Source organism: Thermococcus sp. P6, assembly GCF_002214525.1.
Lineage (GTDB): Archaea > Methanobacteriota_B > Thermococci > Thermococcales > Thermococcaceae > Thermococcus.
Genome location: NZ_CP015104.1, coordinates 505,919 through 532,484 on the forward strand (window position 1 = coordinate 505,919; position 26,566 = coordinate 532,484).

Annotated in this window: 25 protein-coding genes; 9 read left to right on the forward strand and 16 right to left on the reverse strand. The window is 49.5% G+C overall.

Translation table 11 applies throughout. The features are described 5' to 3' along the window. Positions 1–31: 31 nt before the first annotated feature. From cca to A3L12_RS02805, 16 genes are all read right to left on the reverse strand, one after another. A complete protein-coding gene (cca, locus tag A3L12_RS02730) occupies positions 32–1,390 on the reverse strand; it encodes a CCA tRNA nucleotidyltransferase (RefSeq protein WP_088882185.1) in 1,359 nt (452 codons plus the stop codon). A 5-nt stretch (positions 1,391–1,395) separates the two neighbouring features. Beyond that, the gene (gene thpR / locus A3L12_RS02735) at positions 1,396–1,950 is read right to left on the reverse strand and encodes an RNA 2',3'-cyclic phosphodiesterase (RefSeq protein WP_088882186.1); all 555 of its coding nucleotides are present in this window, start codon (positions 1,948–1,950) and stop codon (positions 1,396–1,398) included. Between the two features lie 75 nt (positions 1,951–2,025). Next, complete coding sequence (locus A3L12_RS02740) at positions 2,026–2,661, reverse strand: hypothetical protein (protein WP_088882187.1); 636 nt, start codon at positions 2,659–2,661, stop codon at positions 2,026–2,028. A gap of 165 nt (positions 2,662–2,826) precedes the next feature. Beyond that, entirely contained in the window at positions 2,827–3,441 is a 615-nt protein-coding gene (locus tag A3L12_RS02745; RefSeq protein WP_088882188.1) for an ATP-binding cassette domain-containing protein, read from the reverse strand. After that, positions 3,434–3,838: a hypothetical protein gene (locus A3L12_RS02750; protein ID WP_088882189.1), complete on the reverse strand. Its 405-nt coding sequence runs from the start codon at positions 3,836–3,838 to the stop codon at positions 3,434–3,436. Before A3L12_RS02750 ends, A3L12_RS02745 begins: the two co-directional genes overlap by 8 nt. Further along, positions 3,835–4,806 carry a hypothetical protein gene (locus A3L12_RS02755; RefSeq protein ID WP_157726690.1) on the reverse strand — a complete coding sequence of 324 codons (972 nt, stop codon included), beginning with the start codon at positions 4,804–4,806 and terminating at the stop codon, positions 3,835–3,837. Before A3L12_RS02755 ends, A3L12_RS02750 begins: the two co-directional genes overlap by 4 nt. Positions 4,807–4,920: 114 nt before the next feature. Next, positions 4,921–5,373 (reverse strand): hypothetical protein, encoded by a 453-nt coding sequence (locus A3L12_RS02760; protein ID WP_088882191.1) that lies wholly within the window; start codon positions 5,371–5,373, stop codon positions 4,921–4,923. Positions 5,374–5,537: 164 nt separating this feature from the next. After that, complete coding sequence (locus A3L12_RS02765; RefSeq protein WP_088882192.1) at positions 5,538–5,999, reverse strand: phosphoribosyltransferase; 462 nt, start codon at positions 5,997–5,999, stop codon at positions 5,538–5,540. Between the two features lie 121 nt (positions 6,000–6,120). Continuing rightward, positions 6,121–10,203, reverse strand: coding sequence for an adenosylcobalamin-dependent ribonucleoside-diphosphate reductase (locus A3L12_RS02770; RefSeq protein ID WP_088882193.1), 4,083 nt, complete (start codon positions 10,201–10,203; stop codon positions 6,121–6,123). Between the two features lie 191 nt (positions 10,204–10,394). Beyond that, positions 10,395–10,829: a rubrerythrin family protein gene (locus tag A3L12_RS02775; RefSeq protein WP_088882194.1), complete on the reverse strand. Its 435-nt coding sequence runs from the start codon at positions 10,827–10,829 to the stop codon at positions 10,395–10,397. After that, on the reverse strand, positions 10,826–11,650 hold the full coding sequence (locus A3L12_RS02780; protein ID WP_088882195.1) for an HAD-IIA family hydrolase: 825 nt from the start codon (positions 11,648–11,650) through the stop codon (positions 10,826–10,828). Before A3L12_RS02780 ends, A3L12_RS02775 begins: the two co-directional genes overlap by 4 nt. 30 nt (positions 11,651–11,680) lie before the next feature. After that, complete coding sequence (locus tag A3L12_RS02785) at positions 11,681–12,274, reverse strand: TasA family protein (RefSeq protein ID WP_088882196.1); 594 nt, start codon at positions 12,272–12,274, stop codon at positions 11,681–11,683. A 196-nt stretch (positions 12,275–12,470) separates the two neighbouring features. Next, complete coding sequence (locus A3L12_RS02790; RefSeq protein WP_088882197.1) at positions 12,471–13,454, reverse strand: DUF1616 domain-containing protein; 984 nt, start codon at positions 13,452–13,454, stop codon at positions 12,471–12,473. 31 nt (positions 13,455–13,485) lie between these two features. Further along, positions 13,486–13,674, reverse strand: coding sequence for a hypothetical protein (locus tag A3L12_RS02795; RefSeq protein WP_088882198.1), 189 nt, complete (start codon positions 13,672–13,674; stop codon positions 13,486–13,488). After that, the gene (locus A3L12_RS02800) at positions 13,671–13,913 is read right to left on the reverse strand and encodes a hypothetical protein (RefSeq protein WP_088882199.1); all 243 of its coding nucleotides are present in this window, start codon (positions 13,911–13,913) and stop codon (positions 13,671–13,673) included. Before A3L12_RS02800 ends, A3L12_RS02795 begins: the two co-directional genes overlap by 4 nt. Next, on the reverse strand, positions 13,904–14,665 hold the full coding sequence (locus A3L12_RS02805) for a hypothetical protein (RefSeq protein ID WP_088882200.1): 762 nt from the start codon (positions 14,663–14,665) through the stop codon (positions 13,904–13,906). The genes A3L12_RS02800 and A3L12_RS02805 overlap by 10 nt, the downstream gene beginning before the upstream one ends. 69 nt (positions 14,666–14,734) lie before the next feature. Between A3L12_RS02805 and A3L12_RS02810 the strand changes: the two genes are divergently transcribed. From A3L12_RS02810 to A3L12_RS02850, 9 genes are all read left to right on the forward strand, one after another. Beyond that, a complete protein-coding gene (locus A3L12_RS02810) occupies positions 14,735–16,579 on the forward strand; it encodes an Ig-like domain-containing protein (protein ID WP_088883202.1) in 1,845 nt (614 codons plus the stop codon). After that, complete coding sequence (locus A3L12_RS02815; protein WP_088882201.1) at positions 16,576–17,586, forward strand: DUF4350 domain-containing protein; 1,011 nt, start codon at positions 16,576–16,578, stop codon at positions 17,584–17,586. Before A3L12_RS02810 ends, A3L12_RS02815 begins: the two co-directional genes overlap by 4 nt. Position 17,587: 1 nt before the next feature. Then, positions 17,588–18,517: a MoxR family ATPase gene (locus A3L12_RS02820; RefSeq protein ID WP_088882202.1), complete on the forward strand. Its 930-nt coding sequence runs from the start codon at positions 17,588–17,590 to the stop codon at positions 18,515–18,517. Beyond that, positions 18,514–19,803, forward strand: a complete 1,290-nt coding sequence (locus A3L12_RS02825) for a DUF58 domain-containing protein (RefSeq protein WP_088882203.1) — start codon at positions 18,514–18,516, stop codon at positions 19,801–19,803. Before A3L12_RS02820 ends, A3L12_RS02825 begins: the two co-directional genes overlap by 4 nt. Next, positions 19,800–20,252, forward strand: coding sequence for a hypothetical protein (locus A3L12_RS02830; protein ID WP_088882204.1), 453 nt, complete (start codon positions 19,800–19,802; stop codon positions 20,250–20,252). Before A3L12_RS02825 ends, A3L12_RS02830 begins: the two co-directional genes overlap by 4 nt. A 113-nt stretch (positions 20,253–20,365) precedes the next feature. After that, a complete protein-coding gene (locus A3L12_RS02835) occupies positions 20,366–22,618 on the forward strand; it encodes an STT3 domain-containing protein (RefSeq protein WP_088882205.1) in 2,253 nt (750 codons plus the stop codon). A gap of 289 nt (positions 22,619–22,907) precedes the next feature. After that, a complete protein-coding gene (gene aglJ, locus A3L12_RS02840) occupies positions 22,908–23,819 on the forward strand; it encodes an S-layer glycoprotein N-glycosyltransferase AglJ (RefSeq protein WP_088882206.1) in 912 nt (303 codons plus the stop codon). A 12-nt stretch (positions 23,820–23,831) separates the two neighbouring features. After that, the gene (locus tag A3L12_RS02845) at positions 23,832–24,980 is read left to right on the forward strand and encodes a glycosyltransferase (protein ID WP_088882207.1); all 1,149 of its coding nucleotides are present in this window, start codon (positions 23,832–23,834) and stop codon (positions 24,978–24,980) included. Continuing rightward, the gene (locus A3L12_RS02850; RefSeq protein WP_088882208.1) at positions 24,964–26,541 is read left to right on the forward strand and encodes a hypothetical protein; all 1,578 of its coding nucleotides are present in this window, start codon (positions 24,964–24,966) and stop codon (positions 26,539–26,541) included. Before A3L12_RS02845 ends, A3L12_RS02850 begins: the two co-directional genes overlap by 17 nt. Positions 26,542–26,566 lie beyond the last annotated feature (25 nt).

Genomic DNA, 26,566 nt, shown 5'->3' on the forward strand with positions numbered 1-26,566 from the left:
CCCTTCTCTTCCAGTTCTTTTTTGCCGACGGTCAACCCTTCAGGTTCCACTTCTCCCTGCTGAGGAAGAGGTAGGCATCCTCCTCAAGTTCCTTCGGGACGTAATCCAGCAGGATCTCAGCCCTCGCGATGCTCTCCCTCAGGTTCTTTCCAAGGGCGACCTGTCCCCTCTCCAGAAGCCCGGCGATGACGTCCACCACGTTCTCCCTCACGGCCTTTTCCGCGAAGAGCCTCTTTCCGACGATCCACACCCGATCGTTCTTCCGGTAAAAGTCCCACCCCTGCTCTGTGAAGAACTCCGGCCCGGGTTTTAGTTTAATCCTCTCCCTTTCTCGCCTGTCGATCTCGAGCATTATGAAGGCCCTATCCCTTCTGCCGAAGTCCCATCCCAGAACGTTGAAGCCTTCCTTCGAAAGGGCCCTCTCGAGGCCACGGGCACTCCTGAGGAGCTGGGGGAAGAGGACGTCATCAACGAGCCCGGGTTCGTTGAAGAGCAGGGTTACGAGGTGGGTTCCCTTCCTTCTGAGCTCGGAGAGGTAACTTCCCTTCGGTCTTTCTCGCGGGAAGAAGAAGCTTTCCGAGGGACTCTCGAGGAACAGTGGAGCTTTGAAGTAAAAACTTCCGTAGCGCTCCCATCCAAGGTTTGAGGCCACGTTCCTCCGGGGATCAACGGGGTCTATCACCACCAGAGGTCTGTCAGCTTCCCTCTCTACCGTCTCCATGGCCAGTCTGTACTCCCGGGCCAGCCATTTCCCGGGGTCGATTACCTTCTTCCGCAACATGAAATCGGCCTTTTCAAGGACCTCGAGGAAGGACCCGTACTCTATGATGAGAACCTCTGCAAGATAGCCCGAGAAACCCCTCACGTAGACCTCGCTACCGTAGGCGTTTATCCCCTTTAAGAACTTCTTCAGGAGCCTAACCTCGTCGTTTCTGCCCTTCAGGTTTTCGATCACCCACCCGGTGTGGAGTATGGAGCGATCAACAGCAGTTCTAACCTCCTTCCAGTTGCTCACCTCGTAGCAGGGGACGAGGTCGACGCTTACGCCTCTGTAGCTTGCCCTCACGTAGGGATGCTCCGCGTAGGAGACCTCGTAATCATCAAGTTTTCCGGCTATCGCCTTTACGAGTTCAAAGCCATCCTCCCTGAGCTTCGACACGGGCGTATCCGGTGGAAAGGCGAGAAAAAGATCAACGTCGTGGTCCCCGGCCAGGTAGGTGTCCTTGGCGAGTGAGCCGACGAAGTGGGGCTTTGCGTTTAGACCGAGTTCCTCGATGGTCTCCCACGCTATCGATTCCAGTTCCCCCATAATTCCCTCTACGAAGGCCCTCTCCTCCACGGTGGGCCGTATTCTCGAGAGAACTTCCTTGACGATCTCCTCCGGATCCATTTCCCTCACTCCGCCAGCTCGAACCTTGCCATCGTCTCGTAGATCGGTCCCCTCGGCGTAAGGGTGCTCCTCTTCAGCTCTATCGCCTCAACGGTGAACTCCCCGAAGTCTTCGTTCGCGAGATCCCTGAGGGCCATCGCAAGCTCGAGCTTATCCTTCACGAACTTCACCCTGCCGATGGTTACGTGGGCCACGAAGTTTTTCTCCCTTTTGAAGCCCAGTTTTCTCATCTCCCGCTCCACGTCCCTGGCTATAGCGTTTATTCCCCCGTCATTCTCTATTCCCGCCCAGATCACCCTCACGTAATTCGGGTTCGGGAAGACGCCTATCCCCTTAACCCGGACGCGGTGCTTTTTGTGCTTCTTCGCTATCCCCTCAAGGGCTTCCATGACGTCCCTCGCCCGTGCGTCGTCTATCTCACCGAGGAACTTAAGGGTCACGTGAAAGTTCTCCCTCTCGACGAACTTTATCTTTGCCGCCTTCGTTCCGATCCTCTGCTGGGCCCTGACAAGGTTATCCCTGACTTCGTCACTCACTTCTATGGCTATGAAGGCTCTCATACCACCACCGGAATAGTTCCCCCGGGAGTGGTTAAAAGGGTTTTCTGCCTACGCCCCGGTTCATCAACGGGGTAGTTAAATAAACAGCTTAAGAATTGTTCCTACCAAGGGGACCGCAAGGTTGTCATCTAAAAATGCCTGATATTCCGCCAGCGTTAGTATGATTCCCCAAACCACTTTCAGGGGCCAGGAAAACTCCGGAAGGACCAACGCGGATATCAAAAGGGTTGAGAGAAAATAACCCAGACTACCGCTCCAGTGTTTTTTTAATTTCACATTATGGCCGTTTCTTCTAAAATAAGCGAATCTAATCACGCCGGTAACACCGTCACTTATTGCCATGGCCAGCAGAATCGCCGTTGCATAGCTCTTAGGGAGGGCAAAAACCACTAAAGATGCCGAAAATGCGAAAAAAACTTCTCCATAGTTTGATTTTATTTGATACCATCCAAGTTTGTTCTTTTTTATGTGAAATATCAGCTGGACCAACCCAAAAATAAACGCTGCGGGAGAAAATACCTCTCTGGGGATCTGGTCAAAATAGTACAGGATTGCTGCAGGAACGATGCTAAAATGGATTATTTTCCTGTTTATCCACGCATACTCTTCCCCCAGATACCTCGTAAAATATATTGAGGCCAAGATTGGAAGTGCTGCCAGAATAACCGCCGTGATTATATCCATGACCTGCCCCCCGTAATAGAGGGTCATTATTCATTTAAAGATTTCCCTCTCAAAGAACCCTATCCCCGGTCTTCGTTTCGATCCTCTGCTGGACCCTGAAGGGATCATCGGGATTCGTCGCTCACTTCTATGGCCATGAAGGCTCTCACACCACGGGATAGTTCCTCCGAGGGTTGTTAAAAGGATTTTTGCCTACGGCTTCAGGTCATCAACGGGGATGCAGTTCAGACTGTCTACCGGTCTCCGGGAGGTTACGAGAACCGCACCATCCTTAGTGAGCTCTCGGATAATGGTCTTAACAACGTCCTCTCCTCCCTCGTCGATTCCTATAACCGGATCGTCGAGGAGTGTCAGCTTCCTCTCGAGAACGTAGGCCGTCAGAAGCTGGACCTTTCTCCGCTGTCCCTGAGAGAGCTCCTTTATCGGGCGGTTGTAGAGATGTTCAAGCCCCAAAAATTCCAGACCTCTGGAGATCCTCTCTTCGTCCGGTTTCTCACCGTAGATGTCCGAGATCATGTTTACATAGTCCTTCACCCTCAGCTCGATCGGGAGGGATATCTCCTCGGGAAGGAAAAACACCTCCCTCATAACCGGCTTTCCCCTCCCCGGCTTCTTCCTGAGTATCCTGACCTCCCCTGAGAAGGGTTCCCTGAGTCCTGCAATAGTTTTCAGAAAGGTTGTTTTGCCCGTCCCGTTTTCTCCGTAAACGATTGCATGTTCTCCTTCCCTTAACCTCAGAGAGGCCTTTAAAAGGGGCCTATCGTACCCGCAGACTAGTTCCCTTATAACAAGTACCTCATTACTCAATCCTCATCCCTCCCACTCCCGCAACGTCCTCTGGCAGAGCTATGAGATGAAGGAGGAAGGGGAACGCTATGAGGGAATCGTAGCAGACTACCAGCAATCCGATCGATCCAAGAACCTCAGCCGGGAGGATGGCGGAGAGGAACACCATCCCCGGAGAGACTTCCTTTTCCACGGTGATCTCAAAAAACCGCCCTTCTCTAAAGCTGAACCCATCATCGGGAAGAAGAACAACGTGCAGAAACTCATGAACGGCGAATGTTAGGGGCAGGAGTGATGCCGAAGCTACCAGTCTGAGACCCAGAGCTGGCCATACGAATAGGAATGGAAGGGCCCCCAAGAGCGGAACCCAGAGCAGTCGTGTGAACAGGACTTTGGGTATTACTTCGGATTTTTTCATATCCTCTTCCTCCATGCATCGATATCGTAAAGTGAAACCGAGACAAAGAACCCCAGAGAAACCACGACATACAACGGAACATCCGGAAGTAGATGCACCAGTACGAGATAGGAAAGGTAGGAGTAGCCCGTCAGGCGTGAATCAGAGCCAGATGGAAGCGCAACGTTAGATAATGCTCCGAGTACACCGAACTTTATGGCATTTTCCATGGAGATCGACAGATGGTTGAGGAACGTTAGACTTAAGGACACGGGAATCGCAACCGCCATGGCCAGAGCAAATCCGGCAGTCCTCCTGATTATGGGGGAGCCAACCATAGCCCTCAGATAATCAACGCTTGATTCACCGTTTCTCATACCATAAACAGCCATATAGGGCAGGGAGATGGAAACTATGGTGAATGCCATGAAACCAACGTAATGGAGGGGCTCGAAGTCGGGGTTCAGAAAGATTACACTACCATCCGAGATAAAGACGCTCATCTCCCCGGGATAAGCAGTATCGAAGGCGTAGACGACCCCCATTAAAGGAACCACATACCTCAGGTTTATCTCAAAGCCCCTGAATGTTATCCTCGCCGGCATGCCCGTTATTAACCACTTAAATCCATGGATAAGGTACGGAACGGTCAACGCAACGAAGCTCTGGGCCCTGAGGTCGCCGCAGCCAGCGGGTATGAAGACGAGGGAGAGGGGGAAAGTCACCAACGCCAGTCTCGAACCTGCGGAGAGGAGGGAGACGAGCCCTATGGAAAGGAGGGCCAGAAAGACCGGCAGGAATCCCTTCAGTGAGAGAAGGAGTGGAAGAACGAGGGGGATAAGACCCAGAGCCGTGAGCAGGGCCATTCTTTCCATCGAGGCCGGAAGGTTCAGGAGATGGGCATGAATTCTTAGAGTTCTCTTAGGGTCGATGAGGTTCATAACAGCCTGGGAGATTATGATAACAGCAAGGAGCACGTAGAGATCCATTCCATCTCCCCGCGGGAGTTTAAACTTCACAAGTGAGATTAAAACTACGAGAAAAACGTACGCACGACTTCTTATCAGGGTCTTAAAATAAAAGTAGGGGAGCATATCCAACCCTCACAAGAGGGACAGCAGTGTTTTGACGATGGCGGCACATACGCACCTAATTTCAAAGAGCGTCCACGAGAGTCTTACGTTAGTTCCGCACTCCTTCACCGGATTCGGAGAGCAGACCACTTTCTTGCAGTAGCCGCAGGCTCCTCCGTAGAGCAGGAGGACGGTGATCGCCAGAACCACTATTATGACTACCGGTCCAGCGTAGTAATAAGCTGGATTTCCCCTTTTACGGGCCAGACTTTCACCGGCGTAGGCGATGACAACCCCGATGGTCCCGCCAATGAGGAGCGCCACCAATCCGTTCACCCTGTAACCACCGCTAACCACCTCGGTCCACGGAAGCCCTATTCCATTCATCCTCAGGTAGGCACTGACCACGCTGAAGGCGGCGAAGCTCAGGAGGCCGGTTAGAGCGTAGTAGGCCGTTCTTACCACCGGACTCTGCCGCTTCATTCCCGCACCCCCAGATAGTTTGACGATTGATCCTATAAATTTTTTCCTTCATTGAGCATAAACATCCATACTACTTTTTACTTACGTATGACCTAATCCTGATCCAGAATTGGATAGTTGATAGAAAAAGATAAAATTTTATACGTAAATAAAGAGTAAAAAGCTCACTCCCTCACGACAACCGGGAACTCCTCCCACGGGAAGACTATCCACTTGTCGGTCCTGAATACGTAGAAGTCCGGAACAACCGAAGTCCACGGCTTCATGCTGAGGCAGGCGATCTTTATCTCGCTTGCTCCAGCCTTCTCGACCTCCTCCCTCACGACCTCCAGCGTCTTTCCGGTGTCGCTCACGTCATCCACTATAACGACCCTTTTTCCCTCCAGCGAGCCGTGGAGCGGGATCGTTATCACCGGCTTCTCCATCCTCTCCTCGATGTCCCTGTAGAACTTCACGTCTATCACCTTAACCTCGACGTCCCCCAGTATGTGGCTCAACCTGACCGCAGGTATTAGGCCTCCCCTCGCAATGCCGACTATTACATCAGGCCTGTAATCCCTCAGCTTATCGGCCAGTGAAAAGATTGCCCTGTCCACCTGCCACCACGTGAGGTAAACCTTGTCCATTCCAACACCCCCAATAGCCCGGTTTAAGGAAATACCCTAAAGGCTCCTGAATGATGGAGAGAAGTTAAAGCTTCGGTTTTAAAAAGCCTCCGTTGGCAGAAAGATGTTAAAAACAAAAACGTTAACTTATAACGCACTTGCTCCATCCACAGCGCGGGCAGGTGGCGCATCCGCTCTCCATCCTGAGCTCCACGAGTTCACCGTCCTTCTCGTAGCAGACAGGACAGTAGGCAACCCCGAGGAGCTCCTCAACTTTCTCCTTCGGAATTTCGGGCTTGGGACCATGTGCCGGAGCGGATGGTTTGCTAACCGAGAAGGTTATCCCCATGCTCTGGGTTTTCTCCTTTCCGTTGGTGCCGTTCAGTATGCCCTCCACGTCTATGAACCTTCCAAGCCATGGCTCCGCTTCAACGACCGCCCTGAGCTTTTCGACCGCGTAGTCGCTCGGTCTGGCCTTTACGCGCTGCTTCTTTTCTCCCTCGACGCTGTAGACCTGAACCGAGAGCGAGCCGTCGCGGTAGACCGTTACGCCCTTACAGCCGAGCTTGTAAGCTAAAAGGTAAGCGGCCTTAACGTCCTCAACGGTGGCATCGTTGGGCATGTTTATCGTCTTGCTCGCCGAATCCGTGAGCCAGAGCTGGATGTTAGCCTGGGCCAGAAGGTGATCGAGCCAGTGAACGTCCATGGCGGTGACGAAAACGCGCTGCATATCCTCCGGAATCTCCTCCAGCCCCTGAACGGAGCCGTAGTTGTCGCTTATCTTTTGAAGGATCTCGTCGCTGTAGAGACCCCTCTTCTTCAGCTCGGCCTCGAAGACGGGATCAACGTAATAAAATTCGCCAACGGTGACGCTCTTCTTGTAGACGAGGGCGAATATCGGCTCGATTCCGCTGGATGTATCCGCTATCATCGAAACGCTTCCGGTTGGCGGGCACGTCGTTACCATCGCGTTCCTAACTCCGTGCCTTTTGATCTCCTCTACGAGCTCGTCCCATGGCAGGTTCCATGTTTCCCTGTGGTAGAAGCCCTCAACAGGAAGTTCTCCCTCCCTGTATCTGCTCCTCTCGTAGAGCGGGAAGGTTCCGCGTTTTTTCGCCGCTTCAACCGAGTGCTTATAGGCGTAGAAGGTCAGATACTCCGTTGCCTTCCTCATGAAGGCGAAGCCCTCTTCGCTGTTGTAGGGTATGCCGAGCTTGAAGAGAGCATCGGCCAGACCCATCATACCGACGCCTATTCTCCTCGTGAGTTTTGTGTTCCTATCTATCTCCGGTAGCGGGAAGCGGTTGACGTCTATGGCGTTATCGAGGTACTTGGCTACCCTCTGGATCACGCGGGCGTATTCTTCCCAGTCGAAGTAGGGCTTCCCGTTTTCGTCGTATTTCACGAACTTTGCGAGGTTTATGCTCGCTAAATTGCAGGATTCGTATTCGTAGAGCGGTTCCTCGCCGCAGGGGTTAGTTGCGCGGATCTTCTCTCCCTTGGCCGGTTCCAGAACGTTTCTCCTGTTGATGACGTCGAAGAAGACCACGCCGGGATCGGCCTTGGCCCACGCCATGTAAGCTAACTCCTCAAAGAGGCTCTTGGGATCTATCTCCTTAACCTTCTCCCCCGTTCTGGGGTTGACGAGCGGGTAGCGTTTACCCTCCCTGAGGGCTTCCCAGAAGTCCTCCCATATGCCGACGCTTATGTTGAAGTTGCTCAGGACGTTGGTCCCCACGTTCTTCTCCTTGGCGTGGACGAACTTCTCGATGTCGGGATGCCAGACCTCGAGGATACCCATATTGGCTCCCCTTCTGACGCCCCCCTGCTTGATGACGTCGCTTACCGCATCGATGAGGTGCATAAAACTGACCGGGCCACTGGCTGCCCCTGCTGTTGAACCAACGAAATCACCCTCTGGACGGAGTTTTGAGAAATTAAGACCTGTATTGTGGACAAAGACCATTCCATTTTCTCCAGCTAAGTAGTTCTGGTAGTTCTCAACAGTAAGGTCGTAGAACGTTTTGGGCTCGTTTGTTGTAGTTATTTCCCTGGCGACTTCGAGACCCTCGATAAGGTGCAACATCTTTTTAATCTCTTCTTTTTCTTTTCTTTCATCAACGTGTTCGATGAGCTTCCTGAGGAACCTCACCAGTGTAGCCTTGGCAACTTTTTCCCTTTTGTGCCACTGCCCCAGTGAAACTTTTTCCCCATCGATGATTCCAACCGTCTGGCTTCCGTTGGTCTTGAATTCGACGCCAAATTGTTTTGCCCATTCTTTGAACGACTCAAAGCTTAATGACAGACCAAAGGTCCCACCCTTGGACCGTTCAAGAGCTTTCTCAAGCCTGTTTCTCTTTTCATCGTTCTGGAGGTGCTTTCCTATGAGTTCGTAAAACCTGAGCAGCGATGAGTACTCTTCAACGTGCATAACGTAATCAACGCCATCCTTTCTCGGCTTCTCTCTCATTCGGGCCTTAATTCCGTGAGCATTCAGATAGTGGGTTATCGCCTCAACAAGGTTTTTGTTTGACATGCCGAGCTCAACACCGGGTTTGCCGTTTACGTGGCCCTCGGCGTCGAAAAGGCCGGCTGTGAATGAGAACACCGCACCGGGACCCCCTTTGAGAATTGCCTGTGGGATTCCCTCATCTATGCCCTGAAGCAGGTGGACGTAATGGGAAGTGATTTCCTTTGCCTTAATGTCGATGTAGTGGATGTTCCTGTCCTTCTGGTAGGAATAACGCCTTCCGTATTGTTTTTCGAGATAGCCGTTTATCCTTTCGAGCGTTTCAAGGGTGTAGTCGTATATTCTCAGCCTGTCGTAAACGTATTCATGCCCTTTCACCCTAACTCTATTCTTGCCCATACTCCCGTCTCCAGCTATGAAGCCCGCCAGCCAGTAATCGAAGTTGAACTCAACGTCCTCCTCTTCGGGCATGCCCGCAATGAGCATGTCTCCACTCCTGAGCTCATCGGCACGCTTTTCCACGATCCTGAAGTCGGGTGTAAGCAGGAAAAACGGATGCCATGGAGAAGTTAAAATCCTCGTTCCCTTGTTGGTTTTTATGCTATACTTTGTAACATTCTCATCGAGTTCGTAGCGCCAGATGGCCCTCACCCTTCCCCTAACGATCTTTCCGTTCCGGGGGTCAAAGGAGCGGACGTAAACGGGGACTTCTTCAAGCCTGATGCCCCACCGGTTGTACTCCGGATCATAGAACTCGCCCAGAGTCCTGTAACGCCCGTACATTTCAGCCATGGTTGTTAGGTGCTCCTCTCCCTCGTTCTCAAATATTATCCTAGCATTTCCATCCACACATCCTCCGCCCATTTTTTGTATCATGGCAACATCATGGGCAGCTTTCATTATGCTCTCCATGTCGTCCTCTATTGGAACGACGAAGCAGGCCGAGAGCATACCGAGCGGTCTACCCGAGTTTATCAACGCCGGCGTGTTGGGCATGAAGACCTGTTCCGTCATGAGGCGGAAGTACTCCTCTATCTCGTTCTCGTACTCGTCAAAGTCTCCCCTCTCGAGCATTTCAAGGAATTCATCGACGTCAACCTTCATCTGGCCCTTTTCAGCCAGCTCGCGGTAGAGGTTTAGCAAACGCTCAAAGTGGTATTTGTTGAGCCCGAACCTGCCCACCCTGTAGAGCCCGTCGAATTTCCCGGGATTCCGGAGGTATTCTTCAACCTTTCTAAGATCCCTTTCGTATCCCCCTTCCTTCGAGAAAACCCTCTCGTCGTAGAGCAGATCCGGAATAACGGCGAGAGTTGCAACCCTTTCAAAGAGCTCCTTCGGGCTCTCGACGATTTTACCCTCCTTGTTCCTTATGAGGTACCTGCTCGCTAAAACCCTGAGGGCGTTGATCGAGAAGCGCTTGTCTATTTCATCCAGCTTATCCTTGTTGAGGATTTTCTTCTTTTCTTCCCTTATCTCGGCCTTTTTCTTGCGGTAGAGGATGTAGGCCTTTGCAACATCAAAAAGGCCGACCCTCATAAGTTCAAGCTCGACTATATCCTGTATGTTCTCTATGTGGGGAATCTGGCCCTCGTAGAGCTCGTTAACCCTCCTGACGACCCTCCGGACAACCCTGTTGAGCAGCTTTTCATCATGGACCCCCACTTCGAGCATTGCCCTCTGTATAGCCCACTTTATACGCTCTTTATCAAAAGGCACAATTCTTCCATCCCTTTTCATCACTTTTTCAACTACCATAGGAACACCTCTGACATATAGTTGTTCATCTTTGCCCCCATTGGTAAAAGCATCAGCGAAGGTCTATCGGGTACATCCCCTACATATACCTTACCCTTCCCATCTTCGCCGGGATGACGAATTCATGGGGCAACCTTTGATAGGTGGGTGAGGGTGTAGAAAAGGGAGATGTCGGATAATTTATCCAGATTTCAAAGGCCTTCGTATATGAGTTTGAGCCTGTAGGCGTGCTTTAGTTCTTCTCCGGCCATCATTTTGAAGATGTGCATCAAAGAACCGTCCAAAATGCCGGCGAGCCTCGTGTAGAGCTCGTAAGCATGCCTCTCCCGGATCAGGGCCTCGAGGACAAGTTCCTCAAGCCCTTCCGGTTCCGCCCGCTCATCCCCCAGCAGAGGCTCGAGGGAGAGGCTTTCGAGGTAGTCTATGACGGTTGTTCCCTTCAGGGCCCCTCCGAAGAGCATCCCCTCGAGGGTCTTCCGGTGCCTTAACTCCTCCTCGGCCATAAGCTGGAACGTTTCAACCAGCTCCGGTCTTTCAAAGGTTGCGAAGGTTTCTCCAAGCTTGTGAAGGTTGTAAAGCTCGTTTTCCTGCCATATGAGTTTTTTCAAGAGCTCTTCGAGTTTCATTCGGGTTCCTCCGCGAGGGTTTTCAGGTAGTCGAGAAGCTCCCCAACGCTCGGCAAAACCAGATCCGGCTTTATCCCGGTTTTCTCAACGTCCGCAAGGGTGTTCACTCCCGTCAGAACCATCACCGCCTTCATGCCGAAGCGTCTGGCGAAAAGGATGTCGGTGTCGAGCCTGTCGCCCACCATCCAGATCTCTTCCCTCCCCTTCGAGTTTAGCACGCTCCTGAGGACCTCGTATGCCGGTTCGTTGGGCTTTCCTATTATGAGGGGTTCCACCCCCGTTGAGGCCTTCAGGGCGGCTATTATCGAGCCAGCCCCCGGGAGAATGCCTTCTTCGGCAGGATAGGTCGTGTCCGGGTTCGTCCCTATGAACTTCGCCCCGTTCCTTATCGCCAGACAGCCGTACTTCAGTTTCTCGTAGGTCAGTTCTGGATCGAGACCCACCACGACGTAGTTTACGTCCCTCCAGAGGCCATTTCTGGCGTCTTCAAGACTTATGATGCCCCAGCCAAGTTTTTCCATCTCCCTGTGGAGCCCTTCACCACCGATGACGAAGACCTTCCCGGGCCGTAGGTGCCTCTCCATGTACAGCCTCGTCGCCAGACCCGAGGTGATTATGATGTCCCCGGGGACCTCTATGCCCATCCTTTCGAGCTTTTCCCTGTACATCCGGGCATCCCTTGTGGAGTTGTTCGTGAGAAAGATGAAGGGAATGCCCTTTTCTCTGAGGAAACTTACGAGCTCCTTGGCTCCTTCAACCGGCTCGTTTCCGCGGTAGAGAACGCCGTCCATGTCGAAGACGATACCGATATCCTTCAGCATGGGAAAAGAATTGGGTGAAGGTTTAAAAGTTCATTGCTCCGCGTTGAATTCCACGTTGACTATGACTTTATCGGTCTGGCACTCGTTTCCCGCTTCCCGGGAAAACTTAACCGTCACCGAGACCCTGAGAATTTCGTCCTCCTTCATGGGCTCCGTCAGGAGTTCTACCTCCGTTCCGTTCAGCTCCCTTAGGCTCTTCCCCTTTACGGAATCGATGCTCCACGAATCGTTGCCCAGATAGACCTTAAGTTCCTCAATCGTCAGATAACCGCTCAGCTCTCCGACGTTGGGGGTGTTATCCACTTCCTCTTCCGCCGAGCTCATGCCGTCCTCGAGGTCCTCGATGTCGAAAACCATCGCCAGCCTTGAAACGTCCACCTCACCGCGGTTCTTGACGTAAAAGGTGAACGTCCTTTCGTCCCCGGGCTTTAGGTCCGAAAATTCGAAAAGCTTCAGGTCGTCGTAGAACCTGTTTCCGTCCTTGCTTATCCCTATGTCGAACTCCCCGGAGCCGAACTCGTTGCCCTGAGATTTAGCAACGTCCGTGAAGATCGATCTCGCCGGGGCTGAGAGCACCAGCAGAGTCGCGAGGATGCCAACTGCTACAACTGTCTCGTATCTCATATAGCATCACCCAAGGAAGTAATTCAAGAGAAGTACCATTTTTTATTTATAAATTTTTCTAAAGAAAGTAATAATCAAGCTCAAAACATTAGGAGCAAATGAATACTAAGCTACAGAATAAAATATGTAGATCAATAAAAACCCTCAAATGGCGAAGTACAAAAAGAACTGCTAAAATCTCCAAATTCACTCATAATCATCTGACGTTCACGTTGAGCTTCAGACTCTGTATGGTGCCGTTTATGGCCTCGAGGATAAGGTTCCTCGCCTCGGTTTCCGCGTAGTTGCCGTCCGCAGGGGCAGGGGGGAGTTCGGGCAGGTCATCCTTGAAGAGCAGGAACCACAGCTGCCACCTTCCGGGTTTCTCTATGCTGAAGGTGTAATTGGTCTCCCACTGGGGAGTCCAGTTGCCCTCAACATTCACAGGAACGGGGGGGAGGGTGACGTTGAGCGTGTCCATCAGGTACATGCTGTGGATGTGAGTTTGATTGGTGCTGGAATCATAGGTCAGGTTGACGAGCCATATCTGGACGTAGTAGGTAACGTTTCTATATTCGTGGTTGACTATGCCGATGATTACCGTTCCGTTCTCCCCGGCGAAGAGCTCCGTCGGATAATCGGCGGCCTTTCCTCCCGGGCCGAGGATGTAAAATTCGGTGAACTTTTCCCCGGGTTTTGGATGGGTTATGACATACCCAAGCGTGGCTATTGAAGAGAGGATGGCTATGATGAGAACCACCGTTAGAGCTTTGTCAAGCCTGCTTGATTTCTCCCATTCGAGCTCCTCTTTTATTCTCTCGAGGCTTATCCCCGGAATCCATGGGTTAACGGCGCTGGCCCTTCTATAAATCCCGGCGATGGAGAAAAGGATGTTAAAGGCCGTTAAACTGACGAGAATGGGCGTTAGCCTTATCCCCCAGGGGGTGTAGTTAAGGGCAAGGCCTATGAGGGGAACTATGGCAATGCTGAGGCCAAAACTCAGGGCGAGCCTCTCGATGTTGTCGAGCTCCTTCCTCTCGGGAAAGAGGGCGGTTATAAAGGCATAGCCCGGAAAGAAGAGGACGAAGGCCAGTCCGAGGACTTTTCTAAATAAGTTGTCAGGGTATAGGAGAATGAGAAGATCTAGGATGATTGAGAGCAAGATGATGGTTATTAAATCCCAGTAATCCCTGAGTTCCATGTGACCACCATCACTGAAAGGAGGAGTGACTTTAAATTCTTTTGCCCCCTTTCAGTTTCCGGGCCCTTTCTTTTATCCTCAGGTATTCTTCCTTTGACAGGGGAAAGTTCACTGCGTTTTCAAGGAGGGCATTTATGAACTCCGCCTGCCGTCTGCTCCAGATTTCATTCGGGGTTTTCCTGAGCCACTCCAAGTAGAGCTTTATGAATTCAAAGCTCACCCGCCCAGAACCTCGTAGACCTTCTTCATGACTATTATGGCGAAGATGACCAGCAAGAGCTCCACGAGGGGCTTCAGGTTCTCCTTCTGCTCCCTGCTGAGGAAGAGGTTTCCGACTTCAAGGGTCATGAGAAGGCCTATAAGGGTTAGCGTGAGAAATACGTCGACGCTTTTCACAGCCAGAGCAGAGATAAGAACCCATGAGGAGAGGAAAAGCAATATGTAGTCCTCTACATCCATTTCGCAATGCCCCCAAGCTTCCTGGCCTTTATTTCTATGCCGTAGTCCTTTATAGAAAACTCCTCGCTCTCTATGACTTCTCCGGTCGCTTTTGCAAGGGCCAGAAGGATGGAGGAACACACGGGGCATGCGGTCTGGTTACAGCCCTCCACGTTTTTCCTGCATACATTCATGTTTGTAGGCTTTACAACTATCCTAAACCCTCCTCCCTCTTCCTCATCTATAACCACTCCTCTGGCGAGATCGAATGCCCTTAAAACCGATGAGGCAACGCTTTCAACCGCTTTGTGGCCGCTACCATCGAGTGGAGCCTCGAAGTGCTCCTCAAACTTTTTGACCAGATCTGCTCCTGCTGGTCTTATCCGAAGGCCCATCTGCCTTTCATTGGCCACATTGGTGAGGAAGACCGTCTCCTCATCCATTCTTCCGAGGTCGAGGTCGAACTCTCTATGGAGTGGGATGAACGTCCCTCCCTCCGGCATGTTCTCATAGGGTGGTATGTATAAAGCGTTCCCCTCAAGGCCCAGGTCCCTTACCATATCCCGGAGCATTTCAGCATAGGGAAAAACTAGGTTATCAAGGGCCTCTCTCCTTATGTATTCCTTTGATTTAAACGTTAGTATTACAAAACCCAGAAAAAGGCCCGCAAATCCGAGGTTAACCAAACTCTGGTTGGAATTTATCGCCCCGTAGATAAGCAGAGAAACCCCAATGCCACCCAGAGAAGCGCTTGCTATCTTCTCCACTTCCATAATTCTCCCCCAGTCATTTGAAACCATTAACTTTAAAATGTTTATCATGGTCTTTTGAACTTGAGGAAAATGAATAGGAGTATTGTTCCAATCATTCTCATACTTTTGGCCTTCAGCAGCTTTGGATCAGCCATGGAAAGGCATTTTGAATATGAAAAGGCCTATGAGAACGACAGGGGGATCTACATCTACTCCCAGGTTATTCTCTTCTATTCAGAAATGACCCTTGACAGGATAATCGCGGAGGACAACCAAAGCCTCTATTATGCCAATAATGTTGAAACAGAGCTCAACCTAACCCGGGAGGAGATAGAATTCTACAGGTCGTTTGGAATAAGGGCAAAGGTTGAAGATTATCTACCCACCTTCCTTGATCTCGGGAGGGGAATTAAGAGGATAGCCCTCGGCCAAAACCTCTTTCTGGAAAACATAGAGGAAGTTAGAGAGACTGGTGATTATCAGGCCTACATCAACGCGAGCTTAGGTCTGGAAATGATGGGCGAGGGAATTTCCAAAGCCGAGGGGGCCCTCACTAATATCGAGAATTTTGAGTTCGTTGACGAGGACAACAGCACCTTAAGGCTTGACACCTCATCCCTCAGGGAAAAGCTGGAGAAGATCAAGAAGATGTATTCCGGTTATGAGAGGGTTTTGAGCACCTATAAAGTTTTGCCTCCTGATTTCTTCCTTCTATACGCCTCCAACCTTAACCCCTTTGTCCAAGAAAACGTCACCTTTTACGGTTATGCACCCAACTTCACCACCGTCAACCTTCACATTGGAAACCTGACAGTTGTCCTTAATGTTAAGAACGATCGATTTTCCTTTGTCTATTCCTTCGATAGGATTGGTAACTACGAGGTCTTTGCAACCGGCATTAGGAACGGGAGCCTTGAGAGGTCCAACACTTTAAAAATAAGCGTTTTGAGGATCCCCACACGGATAATCCTTTCCTCAGGTGAGAGTGCGTACATCAACCAGAGCGTGAATGTAAGGGGTGTTTTGCTGGATCATTATGGAAACGCATTGGGCGGGGAAGAGCTTTTCGTTGAGTATGATCAGGGAAAGTTCAGGGTTTCAACCCTCGAGAACGGGGCTTTTTCCTTCAACGTTACCGCCCGTGAAAGCGGGAAAAAACTTCTGAACGTCAGCTATGCCGGGAGTGATGTCTATGCCGGAAGTTCGGCCTTTCTGAGCCTTACCTTCCTCAAGTATCCCGTTAGAATTGAGATAAAGACCGATAAAGAGAGCTTCAAGGTTGGGGAGGAGGTTAAGATACGCGGAACCGTTAGCGGGGTCAGAAGGGAGATTCCGGTTATAGTTTACGTCGATGGCAAACCCCACGCAGAAGTTCATACAATGGGGGACTTTGAGGTTGACGTTGTCTTCAACGAAACCGGGGACCATGGGGTCTATGCCATCTTTCCGGGCGATGATTACTATGAGAGGGCCAGATCAAATACGATAACCCTTAAAATCGTAAGCTTTTCCCTTTTTGAGACCTTCCTAATCATTCTCATCGTAGCCCTCCTATTCGGGATAGCGTTCTTAGGTTACAGGCTCTACAGGAGGGCCCATAGAGGGATGAGCGATGAGGAGTTCGTAGCCCTCCTGAAGGCAATGGAGGAGGCTAAAAAGGATAAAGACGTTAGAAAGTTCAGGTCCCTAAGGGAGATGTACAGGGAGATTTACCACAAGCTCATCAGGCACTACGGCCTAAAGACCAGCTTAACGCCAAGGGAGCTCGTGAGCAGGTTGAAGGGGGAGAGCTTCGCCTACCATCTGGAAAAGATCACCACCATTTACGAGAGGCACTTCTATGGAAAGAAAATCCTCAGGAGAAGAGAAGTCTTGGAGTACCTCAGACACGTGGCCGGTTTCATAGTGTCTTTCATAGTGGGGGAGGAGCTATGAGGAGGGCGGTTTATGCGATAATGATTGCATTCGGGATTTTCATCCTCGTGATGCCACTGAGCGTTCCGGTATTCTACACCAGTGCGGATTTTAGCCTTTTCAATACCGGATGGAACGGGGCTTCCAGCTTCGGGAAATTGCTCTACGAAGAAGCAGACGTCATACCCGTGATAACCCCCTTCAACTCCTTCGGCATAGGTGAGAGGACGGGCACTCTTTTAATTCTCGGGCCTGATCTTGGGTATTCTTCCGCTGAAATCGAGGAGGTAAAGAGGTTTTTAGATAACGGGGGAACCCTCGTTCTTATAGACGACTTTGGAACCGGAAACGATATTTTGAAAGGCCTGAACGTAACGGCCCGGTTTAGCGGCCTTCAACCTCTGGATGTGTTCTACTCGAAGAACTACAACTTCCCGGAGCTCGTCAGGATAACCGATCCTCAGCTTGGCGTTGGGGTAGATAAGCTGATCCTCAACGTACCTTCCGTGATAGTGGGAGCGGAGGGCTCGATATACACGAGCAAAGTGGCCATTCTGGGAAACAATCCGAGGCAACTCCCGGTGATGAGCGAGCTCAGCTATGGCAACGGGAAGATAATCCTCTTCTCAGACCCGAGCGTTTTCATAAACGACATGTTCGATAGGAACGAACCGTTCATAAGGAACTTCGCAGGGTACATAAAATCTGATGTGGTTTACGTTGATGAGGCCCATCACTCGAACTTCAACCCCTACGCCATGGGGACCGTCGTGATAAGAAGGAGCTTTGACAGGATGAAGGCCTTCTATGTGATACTGGGGGTGGCCGTTTTAGCCATAATCGTTGAGAGCGGCCTTGCTCTGGAGGGGGCGAAGAGATTTTTAAACCTCCTGCTGGGCAAGATTCTTAAGGAAGAAGGGAAAAGTCTGGATGAGGTTGTAGAAGAGCTGAAAAAAGAGGGTTATGATGAAAAGATCCTCAGGAAGATCGTAAAAGAGATGAAAACCGGTAAAAAACTGGGTGGTTAAAATGAATGGCAAAGAGTTCCTTGAAAAGCTTAAAGCTGAAATTCACAACGCCGTTGTTGGAAAGGACGAGGTTATAGAGCTTTTAGCAGTTGCACTTCTGGCTAGAGGGCATGTGATTCTGGAAGGTATACCCGGGGTCGCCAAGACCACCATAGCGAAGAGCTTTGCACAGGCTATTGGGCTCGAATTCTCGAGGATCCAGCTCACTCCGGACCTTCTTCCGGCGGATATAGTTGGAACGGTCTACTACGATCAAAGAACTGGCCAGTTCAGGATAAAGAAGGGGCCAATATTCGCCAACGTCGTTCTGGCGGATGAGATAAACAGGGCCCAGCCGAAAACCCAGAGTGCTTTGCTCGAGGCCATGCAGGAAGGGCAGGTGACCATAGAGGGGAGAACACTTCCGCTACCAGAGCCTTTCCTCGTTATAGCAACCAAAAATCCCCTTGAGTTCGAAGGGGTTTACAATTTGCCAGAGGCACAGGTAGACAGGTTCATGATGAACATAAAGGTCGGCTATCCGGATAGGGATGAGGAGCTCACCATGTTGCTCAGGAAGGACAGGGGGGAGTTTAGAGACGTGAAGCAGATCTTCACCCCAAGCCAGATAGTGGCCATGATGGCACAGGTGAGGAAGGTAAAGACAAGCGAGGAGGTTTTGAGCTACCTCCACGAGATAATCACAAGAACCAGAAAGGATGAGAGGCTTCTCGTTGGAGCGTCCCCAAGGGCGGCCGAACATCTCCTTTACGCTGCCAAGGCCCTCGCCTTTCTGAGGGGCAGGGATTATACCCTACCGGACGATGTGAAGGAGATGGCCGTGAGCGTTCTATCACACAGGCTTTTGATCAGGGCGGAGTACGAGCTTGAGGGGCTCAAAAGCGAGGACGTTGTAAGGGAGATCCTCGATGAGGTAGAGGTGCCAATATGAAAAGGGAGGACCTTCTCTGGACGCTTTCCGGGGTGAGCTTCGCCCATGGCTACCTTGCCTCGAACGTTTTCAGCGCCCTTTTTGGTCTGGGCCTTGCATTATACATTTTAAACGCAAGGAAGTTCGAGCCAAAGCTGGAAGTTAAGGTGGACTTTCCGGAGTCTGCCGAGGAGGGAAAACGGACGAAGGCAGTTGTGAAGGTTAAGAATCACGGAAGCGATGTGAAGATTAAATTTAAGTGTTCCAATCCGGCCATTAAGGTAGAAAATGACGGAAAGCTGATTCTGAAGGCCGGCGAGGAGAAGTTCATCGAGCTAAGCTTAACACCCAGGAAGAGGGGGGATCACGAGGTTTCACTTGGGCTGGAGGTTTACGACCCCAACGAGCTCTACTTTGAGGAGATTGATCTTGGAAGGAAAAAGCTCAGCGTGGTGCCTTCAGTGAACTCTATAAGGGAAGCGGCAAAGGAGGACTACAACTTAAGATTGGGTGAGATCTACAGAAAGAGCATCTTTCTGGGAATGGAAACGATAGAGCTCGAGGGCCTGAGGGAGTACCTGCCCGGGGATGACTTCAGAAGGATAGACTGGAAGGCAACTTCCCGCATCGGGGAGCTCATAGTTAGGGTCTTCATGAAGGAATGGGAGGGGAACGTCTACCTTGTTCTGGACTCAACGAGGGAGATGCGCAAGGGGCTGAGGAAGGCCAAGATAGATTATGCCTCAACCTTGGTCCTTCATCTCGCCACCGTACTTTTGAAGAAGAACTACACGGTGGGGCTCATCGTATACACCGAGAACAACGTCAGAATCGTGAGGCCCTCTAAGGGCAGGGAACAGCTGAACAGGATAAGAAACGCGGTGAAGTTTAAACCCGAAAGGGGACTTAAGAGCCTGAAGAGTGACCTGGGCATAGAGTTCACCGGGAAGGGAAGGAGGTTCATGGAGAAGATCTTTCCAAGAAAAAGAAGGGGGCCAAGCGAGGCCCTCCTCGGTATCAAGGAACCCTCCTATCTCATACTCATAACGGATCTGATGGGGCACACTTCACTCCTCTACCGCCTGACCTTAATGCTGAGGAAGAAGCACAGAATGATTATACTCTCCCCGAATCCGGTGCTCTTCTACGATGGGGAGCTCGATAAGGAAACCCTTAGGATCCTTTATAGAAGGTACCTCGAGAGGGAGGAGACCGTTAAGAAGTTCAACACCATCGTGCCCACGATAGATCTAGGACCGGGTGACTATTTGAGGGAGATCATGAAGGAGCTGGAGATGGGAAGATGATATGGGGGATAATAGCGATAATAGCCGGCCTAATATTGAGGGCAAAGGCCGTCGTTTTGATACCCTTCGTCTATCTGCTGGCCCGGAAGGATAAGGACCTCGGGCTTATCGCCTACTTCTTCTATACCGTTGCCCTGATAGGTGAGGTAACCGTTTCGGATCTTCTCTCGCTCGGGGCATTGAAAGCGTTTCTACTGGGTGCCTTTCCAGCGCTTATGGTTCTGAGGGAGATCCTAACGGGGAAGGTTACGGTAAGCAAAATCAAAAGATCCCTCGACCCGGTAGTGATCTCCTTCGTGGTGATCCTCCTGAGTTTGGGGGCCTTTTTGAAGGTTGAGTACAGCTACATCTATACCGCAGAAAATCAGGTGGCCATTATGACCGGACTTACGTTGCTTTTTGTCTTATTGATGCTGAGAGATCTCAGGAAGGTGGACATGTTTAAGTGAAAAGGACCCTGTTGGTATAATAAAAGCTTAAATTATTCAAAGAATACAAAATGTGAGTAAAGGGGGTATACGGGGTGGAAAAATTAAAGCCGGAGAGTATATTTAGGCCCAAAATGGCCCTTCCCTTGATAGCGACAATCGCCCTTATCTTCAGGCTGATTCCTCTAAGGTTCAAGTATATGCTCGGCTATGATCCCTACTTTCACCTTGCATACATCAGGGAGGCGCTCAAAGCGGGCGAGTGGTTCAACTTCCTGACGATAGCCGGCGGTCCATGGGGTTATCAGGTGCACAACTTCCACCCCCTCGGTCTCTGGATGACTCCGGCTTACGTTTACAAACTTTTGAGCATCTTCGGGGTTTCCCTCTACGATGCTTTCAGAATAACTCCGGTGATTTTCGGCGTTCTAACTGTGATCTTCTTCTACCTCGCCCTTCTGAAGCTCTACGATGAAAAGAGGGCCTTTTTTGCCTCCCTTTTCCTCGCGGTCAGCTTTGGGCACGTCTTCAGGTCGATGGCCAACTATTACAGGGGAGACAACTACATGCTTTTCCTCTATTCATTGGCCCTGCTCGGAACGGCCCTGGCCCTAAAAACCCGTCGCAGCAGGAGATACAGAAAACTGGCCTTCTACCTCGTCCCGGCCCTCGCGAGCGGTTTCGCTTCGATCTTCTGGCAGGCTTACTATCCGATATTCATCTTTCTCCTTGCGAATTCTCTCTTCTTAGCGGTGGGGGCATTCCTTCTGAAGAAAGATAAGTATATGCTCGATTCCCTATGTTTAGCACTATCGACGGCCCTCGGGGCGCTGATGGCCAACTACCTCGCCGGAAGCTTCGGCTACGGAATGCTCGGTTACAACCGGTGGCTCGGTAAAAAGGTTGCAGAAAAGCTTTCCCTCGAGTTTGGACTTATAAAGGACGTCTATCTCCTGGTTCACCTGAAGTACCTCCTCCCGCTGGGCTTAGCCTTCATAGTCCTGCTCCTGATCCTCGGAAGGTTCGTCAAAAGCGGGAAGGTCAGACTCGGAATCCTTTCCGTTCTAGCCCTTCTCGGAGTTTTAATAATCTTCGCAAGGTTTGAAGCTCTAAAGGATCTCTCCACGGGTTTCGGGATATTCAAAGAGGCTCCAATCCAGGAGACCCGGCCTTCAGGCTTTTCCGACCTCTGGGGGGCCTTTTCGATAGGTTTATTCTTGGCTCCCCTCTTCTTCCTGAGGTTTACCCCCCGGAAGGTTAAAGTTTACGACTTCCTCCTCCTCGGCCTCATAATCCCAAGCATTTACATGATAAAAACATGGACGAGGTTCCTATTCATAGGTTCGATGGGAATTGCTCTGATGGCCGGTATCGGACTGATGGAGCTTTATGAACTCCCGAAGTTGGAAGGGAGGAAGGGGATGGCGCTAACGCTTGTACTCCTCGTTCTCCTGCCCATTACCGATGCTTCCCTCGGGTTCCAGAGGGCCTGGGAGGAGAGGCCTCGCATGAACGGGGCATGGGAAAACGCTCTGGTATGGCTCGAAAATAACTCCAACGGGAACGACATAGTCATGGCTTGGTGGGATTACGGCCACTGGGTGACCTACTACTCCAGAAGAAGCCCGGTAGCCCAGGGGAGCCCGAATAGGGGTGTTGCCAGATACTACATTGGTAGGCTCGACGAAAACTGGGCAGGGGGGCTTGGGGTGGACTACGTCATCGTCTCCTACTACGATTTCCTCAAGTTCGGGGCGATAGTTGAGACCGCAAATGTAAAAGGGGATTACGGCATGGTCGTGCTTCCGCTCCTTTCATCCTCCGGGGCATTCATATTCCAGAAGGAGGGTTACAGCATCGTGGCGAAGCCCGGTGAAACGTGGGAGGTCCTGATAAACGTCAACGGGCAGACCTTAGCTCCGGTGGAGGCCTATATCGAGTACGGGGAAAAGGTTGAGAGGCTCAACACGGGGCCTTCGAAGTTCGATGCCTACGTCTACATGAACCTCAACTATGGGTACGCCGTTCTCATGAACGGGGAAGCCTTCAACACAACCCTTGCGAGGCTTTTCATAAAACCCGAGGAACCCTATGAGCTCGCCTACTCGGACGGTGGGATCGTTAAGATACTCAGGCTCAGGCATCCTAACGTTATAGTTAAAAAGACCGGGGGAAAGGTCCTCCTCGAGTTCGAGAACGCAACCGGAACCGGGCTGGGGATATGGGGCTACCTTGACAACGGAACACAGGTCTTCAAAAAATGGTACCCCGTTAAAGGCCTCGAAGAGTTCGAGCTGCCGGGCAACATGAACGGGAGCGTCGTGGTTCGCTATACCTACGTTCAGGGGAAGAAGGTCCTTGACAGGGGAATCTTCAGAATGCCCTGAGTCTTTGCGATCCATTGAATCTTCAGCTGAAGCCATTGGTTACATGAAAGTGAGCCGGTGAGAAGGTATGGAACGGGTTATGTCCGTGAAACACCAAACATCTTTGAAAATCCATCAGGAAAATTTGAGGAAAAATTTTATAACAGGACCAATTAAAATGGCAACAGCATATATGGAGATAATAGAGGGGGAACCACGGTGGAGAAGAGCAACGTTCTGATACTCATCCCGGCCTACAACGAGGGGTTGACCATTTGTTTCGCCGCTTTAAAAGATACGGTGGGGTTCTATGCAGGAGATTGAACCATTGGACGTTACCATAATAATCCCAACCCTAAACGAAGAGGGTGGCATAGGGAGGGTTATAGACGCCTTTAAGGAGCTGGGATATCATAACATCCTAGTTATAGACGGAAACAGCACGGACAGGACCAGAGAGATAGCGAGGGAAAAGGGTGCAAAGGTGGTTGTACAGAGTGGCAGGGGTAAGGGGCAGGCTGTCGCCGAGGCCTTTTCCATGATCGAAAGCGATGTTGCCGTTCTGATAGATGGGGATGGAACCTACGATCCAAGGGACATAGAGAAAATGCTGGAACCAATACGGAGGGGCATGGCGGAACACGTTATAGGGAACAGGTTGCTCAATTATGAAAAAGGAGCTTTCACGCGACTGAACCTGTTCGGGAACAGGGTACTTAACTGGCTCTTCCGCTTTCTTTACGGGGTTGAGCTCCACGATATACTCTCAGGATACCGGGCCCTTAAGAAGGAGGTCTATAAAAGCGTGAACCTTCTAAAGCCCGGGTTCGAGGTTGAGACGGAGCTGACGGTGGAAACGCTGACGAACGGTTTTAGGATCGTCGAGGTTCCCATAAACTACTACAGAAGGAATGGAAACACGAAGCTAAACCCCATCGGTGATGGTCTCGGAATAGGGCGGGCCATAATAGAACTCCTCGTCAGGTACAATCCGGCGAAGTACCTATACCTTCTTGGGATCGTTTTCATGGTTTTGGGGCTGCTTACCGGATCCTACGTTGTTTACGAGTGGTTTCACCGCATCCCCCACGACCTCCTCGCGATAGTCACCGCAATACTCGTGCTCGGTGGCGTGCAGTTCCTCGCCATCGGCTTCGTCATGAGCTACATGTTCAAAGTGATGGTCGAGCTGAAGAAGAGTTTGAGAGAGGGGAGAAAATAAACTGGTGATTACATGACAAAAAACATTCTGATCATCTCCCCGCATACAAAAGTTAAGCTAAACACGACTCCCACGGAAGGTGTAGAGGGTAGGATATCGGCTATAGTGGGGGGTCTATTGAACAAGGGCCACGTTATAATCATCGAACCTTCTGATCTGAGAGAAACCGGCGAACAATCTTGTGAGAGGCACTATTTTTATGCCTTTGATTTTGTGAAAATAAAAAACATGCGTCTGGGTTCGTATTTCTTATCTTTGAATCCCTATTACCAGTTAACACTTTTTAAAGTTCTCAAGAAATATAAGCCTTCCATTGTGCTGATAAGTCAACCATGGGGTTTATTCTTTACGTGGATAGCAGTTAAGAAAATATTCAATTATAATTCCCCACTCGTTCACGATTCGCATAATGTGGAGAGCAAGTATGCGGAAATTATCATGAGAGATAAACATATTCCCAAAATTATTAAACTGTTCTATGCTCTAACGATAAAGTGGATTGAAAAAACAGCTCTGAGATACGCTGACCTAACGTTGGCCATAAGCCGAGATAACAAAAAGGTGTTTGTAGAAGAATATAGAGCATATCCTGAGAAGATAAAAGTCGTCCCCCCAGTTACTAATGTGAAAATTACAGGGGACAAAAACAAATTGAAAAAGAATAAGCATCAAATATGGGCAGTATTCCATGGTATATACAGAACTGTGCAGAACAGGGAAGCAATTGAGATCATCCTAAACAAAATAGCACCGCAATGCTCGAAGTATAAGACCTTAAAGTTTATCATATTTGGGAAAGGCGTCCCCAAAACGAGTAAAGGAAATGTAGAAACCCTTGGATTTGTTGATGATGTTCATGGCATCCTTAAAAAGTGTGACATTGCGGTTGTCCCGTTGATCAGTGGGGAGGGTGTTAAACTTAAAATGCTTGATTACATGGCTGCTGGTTTACCAATAGTGACAACTAAAATAGGGGCTGAAGGGTTGGATCTTGTAAATGGCAAGCATGCCATAATAATTGATGACGTGAACGATGAGTTCATAAGATCCATCGAGTATCTAATCGAAAACCCAAAAATACGTAAGAAACTTGGACATAACACGAGAAAATTATTCAAGAAACGGTATTATACGGTGAGTAAGAATGAGAAAGGGTCATAGAATACTGGGGTTATTATTATTTCAGATAGCCGCGTTAACAGCTTGGACTTACGTCTTTAGGGAATACTACATAATTTACCATCATCTTAGGGTATATTATTCTATTTCCCTTTTGTTTTTATTGATTAGTTTAATCCTATCGGTTAGTAACCACAAAACCCTCCCGGTACTGGGATGTACTCTTGGGGTATCCCTTTTCATTGCCGTTCCTTTAGCGTTTTATCCTTCTATTGTTAACAATCCCGACGTAATAAAAATGTTAAAACTCACAGCTCTTATCACTCATGGAGATTTTGAACTTGCAAAAAATATTGATTATAGTGCATTTCCCGGGTTTTCATACATTTTTGGCACGGCCAGCATAATTGTAGGGGCCAAATTGGACATACTGTTTGCATCCGTTTTATATATTCTCCTAGCTGCCATCCTTCTATTGTCAGTAATTGTACTAGGTAAGAACTCGAAATGGATAAGTATATACCTTTTGATTGTATTCTCAGAAGGATTTATCTACTCTTTCAACTACTTATCCCCTCAATTATTAGGGCAGATATTGTTCATCTTAGGAGTAAGTATAATGATAAAATTTAAGGGAGCTGAAGAGAGAGAGTATCTCATTCTTCTGCTTATACTCTACGGAGGATTGCTACTAACACATCCTGAAAGCACTTTGATGCTACTGTCCGCTTTTCTATGCTACTCTTTGGGCACAGTTCTGGCTAATAGAAACCTGAGAGGTGTCAACAGTGTCATAACACAGGTTTTAACGTTCTTCGTAATGTTGATAACGTATGTTGTGTTTTTTGCCTCTATGCATGGCCCAGCATATATACTAAAAGCACCGATAGTTCATATTGGGTACTTCTTTAGGTTATTTTTAAATCTACTTAATTCTGAAAATTCGAAAATTGTTACGTCATCCTTAATAAAACCAGAGGTCGTTTATATGTTTGAAAAAGTTAATATCTTGTATAATGGGGCATTGCTAATATTTACCATTTATCTTTTGGTAAAATATAAAAAAGAGCTTTTTACGTATGGAGCTTTGTTGTTTTCTTTTTTCATATCTTCGGGAATATTTCTGGTCATATTTGGGCCATCATTTAGTGAGTTTGTTGGCAGGCCTGCTTTTGGAGTTTCTTTGGTCGTGGGGATTTTAACTGCAAAATACTTGAGAGACAAGAGAGATATAGAAAAAAGTGTTTCTGTTCTGTTCCTTGCTGTTTTGGTTTTGTTTTCTTTTCCTGCCCGTGTAAGTCCTCAGGAGTGGAACGTTCATGTAGAAAACTACTATCCACCAATCGAGTTTATAGATGTACACAAATTTCCAAAGACAAATAGTGATGACACATATTATTTTTTATACCCCAATGTTGGCACTTCTCTAAATCAATCAAAGTATATAATACTTCCAATTGGTCAAAAAATATATAAGAAGGGGATGAGTTCCTTCTTTGGATGGGACGCAAATAGGGTTATGTATGATATTTTTCAAAAAGGGAGGCATAAAGGGACGATTTACTCAAATGATCTATCTGTAGTGTTATGGAATGGAGAATGAATTCAAGCAAGCTGGAAGTCCTAAG

What these genes read in the sequence shown, in the direction of transcription:
- cca (WP_088882185.1), bottom strand. Translation starts at nt 1,390, where the DNA reads ATGGATCCGGAGGAGATCGTCAAGGAAGTTCTCTCGAGAATACGGCCC.
- thpR (WP_088882186.1), bottom strand. Translation starts at nt 1,950, where the DNA reads ATGAGAGCCTTCATAGCCATAGAAGTGAGTGACGAAGTCAGGGATAAC.
- A3L12_RS02740 (WP_088882187.1), bottom strand. Translation starts at nt 2,661, where the DNA reads ATGACCCTCTATTACGGGGGGCAGGTCATGGATATAATCACGGCGGTT.
- A3L12_RS02750 (WP_088882189.1), bottom strand. Translation starts at nt 3,838, where the DNA reads ATGAAAAAATCCGAAGTAATACCCAAAGTCCTGTTCACACGACTGCTC.
- A3L12_RS02755 (WP_157726690.1), bottom strand. Translation starts at nt 4,806, where the DNA reads ATGGATCTCTACGTGCTCCTTGCTGTTATCATAATCTCCCAGGCTGTT.
- A3L12_RS02760 (WP_088882191.1), bottom strand. Translation starts at nt 5,373, where the DNA reads ATGAAGCGGCAGAGTCCGGTGGTAAGAACGGCCTACTACGCTCTAACC.
- A3L12_RS02765 (WP_088882192.1), bottom strand. Translation starts at nt 5,999, where the DNA reads ATGGACAAGGTTTACCTCACGTGGTGGCAGGTGGACAGGGCAATCTTT.
- A3L12_RS02770 (WP_088882193.1), bottom strand. Translation starts at nt 10,203, where the DNA reads ATGGTAGTTGAAAAAGTGATGAAAAGGGATGGAAGAATTGTGCCTTTT.
- A3L12_RS02775 (WP_088882194.1), bottom strand. Translation starts at nt 10,829, where the DNA reads ATGAAACTCGAAGAGCTCTTGAAAAAACTCATATGGCAGGAAAACGAG.
- A3L12_RS02780 (WP_088882195.1), bottom strand. Translation starts at nt 11,650, where the DNA reads ATGCTGAAGGATATCGGTATCGTCTTCGACATGGACGGCGTTCTCTAC.
- A3L12_RS02785 (WP_088882196.1), bottom strand. Translation starts at nt 12,274, where the DNA reads ATGAGATACGAGACAGTTGTAGCAGTTGGCATCCTCGCGACTCTGCTG.
- A3L12_RS02790 (WP_088882197.1), bottom strand. Translation starts at nt 13,454, where the DNA reads ATGGAACTCAGGGATTACTGGGATTTAATAACCATCATCTTGCTCTCA.
- A3L12_RS02800 (WP_088882199.1), bottom strand. Translation starts at nt 13,913, where the DNA reads ATGGATGTAGAGGACTACATATTGCTTTTCCTCTCCTCATGGGTTCTT.
- A3L12_RS02805 (WP_088882200.1), bottom strand. Translation starts at nt 14,665, where the DNA reads ATGGAAGTGGAGAAGATAGCAAGCGCTTCTCTGGGTGGCATTGGGGTT.
- A3L12_RS02810 (WP_088883202.1), top strand. Translation starts at nt 14,735, where the DNA reads ATGAATAGGAGTATTGTTCCAATCATTCTCATACTTTTGGCCTTCAGC.
- A3L12_RS02815 (WP_088882201.1), top strand. Translation starts at nt 16,576, where the DNA reads ATGAGGAGGGCGGTTTATGCGATAATGATTGCATTCGGGATTTTCATC.
- A3L12_RS02820 (WP_088882202.1), top strand. Translation starts at nt 17,588, where the DNA reads ATGAATGGCAAAGAGTTCCTTGAAAAGCTTAAAGCTGAAATTCACAAC.
- A3L12_RS02825 (WP_088882203.1), top strand. Translation starts at nt 18,514, where the DNA reads ATGAAAAGGGAGGACCTTCTCTGGACGCTTTCCGGGGTGAGCTTCGCC.
- A3L12_RS02830 (WP_088882204.1), top strand. Translation starts at nt 19,800, where the DNA reads ATGATATGGGGGATAATAGCGATAATAGCCGGCCTAATATTGAGGGCA.
- A3L12_RS02835 (WP_088882205.1), top strand. Translation starts at nt 20,366, where the DNA reads ATGGCCCTTCCCTTGATAGCGACAATCGCCCTTATCTTCAGGCTGATT.
- aglJ (WP_088882206.1), top strand. Translation starts at nt 22,908, where the DNA reads ATGCAGGAGATTGAACCATTGGACGTTACCATAATAATCCCAACCCTA.
- A3L12_RS02845 (WP_088882207.1), top strand. Translation starts at nt 23,832, where the DNA reads ATGACAAAAAACATTCTGATCATCTCCCCGCATACAAAAGTTAAGCTA.
- A3L12_RS02850 (WP_088882208.1), top strand. Translation starts at nt 24,964, where the DNA reads ATGAGAAAGGGTCATAGAATACTGGGGTTATTATTATTTCAGATAGCC.